This is a genomic window from Kordia jejudonensis, assembly GCF_001005315.1.
In the GTDB taxonomy this organism is placed as follows: Bacteria; Bacteroidota; Bacteroidia; order Flavobacteriales; family Flavobacteriaceae; genus Kordia; species Kordia jejudonensis.
This window is the reverse complement of record NZ_LBMG01000125.1, coordinates 1-2,210: the sequence shown is the minus strand read 5'-3', so window position 1 is coordinate 2,210 and position 2,210 is coordinate 1. Positions and strand designations below refer to the sequence as shown.

2 protein-coding genes are annotated in these 2,210 nt (G+C 26.2%); both read right to left on the bottom strand.

The features are described 5' to 3' along the window. Nucleotides 1-68: 68 nt before the first annotated feature. Nucleotides 69-1,139, bottom strand: a complete 1,071-nt coding sequence (locus tag AA089_RS22895) for a hypothetical protein (RefSeq protein WP_046759353.1) — start codon at nucleotides 1,137-1,139, stop codon at nucleotides 69-71. Nucleotides 1,140-1,308: 169 nt separating this feature from the next. Further along, nucleotides 1,309-1,839: a hypothetical protein gene (locus AA089_RS22890; protein ID WP_046759352.1), complete on the bottom strand. Its 531-nt coding sequence runs from the start codon at nucleotides 1,837-1,839 to the stop codon at nucleotides 1,309-1,311. Nucleotides 1,840-2,210 lie beyond the last annotated feature (371 nt).

Sequence of the window (2,210 nt, the reverse complement as noted above, 5' to 3'; positions counted from 1 at the left end):
GAAGCTCCAATTGTAAGGATTGGAGCTTTTTATAATTAATTAAGTTGTATTTTTATACTAGGCATTAGTTACAAAAAGATTATTTTAGAAATTCTCTCATTAGGAATTTCTTCTTTATTATTTGTTGAAAGATTTTTGAGAATTATACTATTCCTACTTCTTATAAGTAATACCCCTTCGGTAACTTCTTGTTTATCATCTGCTTTTCGGTATTCAATTTTAATTGGAATTTCTCCTCCATAGGCAATAGCTCTAAGGAAGTTTTTATAAACTGATTGATTGAACACTGAAAAAAGAAATATGACTGTAAACACTAATGTCAAAATTAGCGTAAATACTTTTATTCTTTTCTTTGTAGTTATTACATAATTAATAGGAATGTAAGTCAGAAGAAACAATATGAGTAAAATTATTCTAATTTTATAATTTGATTTTTCATTTTCAAACTTAATTTCTGCTATTTTTTTCTTTTTGTAAATATCTACATAATCTGCATTATCCTCTAAATTAATTTGTAGTCTATCTGTAACATTATATAAGCCATCATATTTATATATAATAACTAAGGAATCATTAAATCGCAAAAAATTATTTGGTGTCTCTGTATGTTTTTCTTTTAGATAATTTGAGATTTTTTGATTATGTTCAGATTTGATCTTTATTAGACTATCATTGATAGAACTGAGAGTAGTATACTTCTCAGATTCAATTTTTTCAAAACCATAATAAGAGGATATTAAAATGACTATCACAATACTTAATGAGATCATAAACAATTGTCCCCACAAAATTTTGTTTTCATTAGAATTAAATAATCTATTAAATACTTTAGCAAGTTGTTTAAATAAAAAGTATAATAATATAGTACAAGTTATCGAAACTATTATGATTCCAAAAGAAACCATACTAATAGCAAGATTTATATATTCAACACCTTCTACGGGGACTCTAAATCCTTGACGGATGGCATGGTAATAAAGTGCATAAGTATTTAGAAACCTTATAATAGATCCACCAGCTATTGCTCCGATAATCGACGATAGAAAAACTCTTTGTAATACGGGTAATGCCCAGAATAGTTCCTTTAAGTATTCATATTTATTCTTAACAGTTTCAACAAAGTTTGAATTATTTTGCATGAGAAGGTTTTAGTTATGTATTATGCTAGTTATGAATATTTTAAAAAAATCGAGATGTTATTTTCTAATAAAAAAAATGAGTAAAATTCTACAAGTTATAAAGTGAAATAAAAAAAAGCTGAATCAATTAATTTTGAGACAGCTTTTTTTTGATCCAATTTTTAATTCTTTATTCTTTAATCTCAGGAGCTTTACTTCCTACTCTCATTATACAGCTTGAATTATTTCCGTTCTCGTCACATTTACAATGGAAATTAAATTGTCTGGTTCCAGGATCATACGATCCACCAGGAGCGCAACAACTTGATCCAACACATGAAATGTAAACATCATCACTTTCATTAGTTTCACTAGAATCATTAGAAAGTCTATTAAATTTTATAATTGCATTAAATGGAAATTTGAAATTTTCAATACCACTAACCAAAGCAGTTGTGAATTCTTCTCCATTAATAAAGTATTTTATTAATGCCACAACAGATTCTTTATCTGTTTTGATATATGAAACATCTAAAATTTTCCCTCTTCCTTCGGTAATTTTTAAATTTAACTCATTTTCTGAATTAGCGATCCTAAAGTTATCAGGAGAGACAAGAGAATATTTAAGATTTTCTTCCTCAACAGAATTAATTTCATTATCACAACTTATCATAATGACAAATAGTAATAAAAATGGCAGTAATAAATTTCTTTTTTTCATGGTTTAAAATTTTCGATGTGGCAATGTAATTATATTTTTTGTAAGTTTTTTACATCAAAAAGGAAAAAATGCACTAATTAAGAAAAAAGGGGGGAATTCCCGTAGTTTTGATAGGGGAAAACACCCCTTTTTTTCGTTAAAAGAATTATAATTACTATCAAAAAAGGTATTTCAGCGATTTTTTCATCTATTTCATCCATAAAATTAACTTGTCTTAAACAAAACAAATTACAAGATAATATTAAAAATTTTCTAAATGAACTTATATTAAATTATCTAGTTAAATTATGAATTACTCTAACTGAAGTTTATATATATTGATTTTCTGAATCACATTTTCGCATTACGAATGGCTTTAGCAAGTCCTGCGT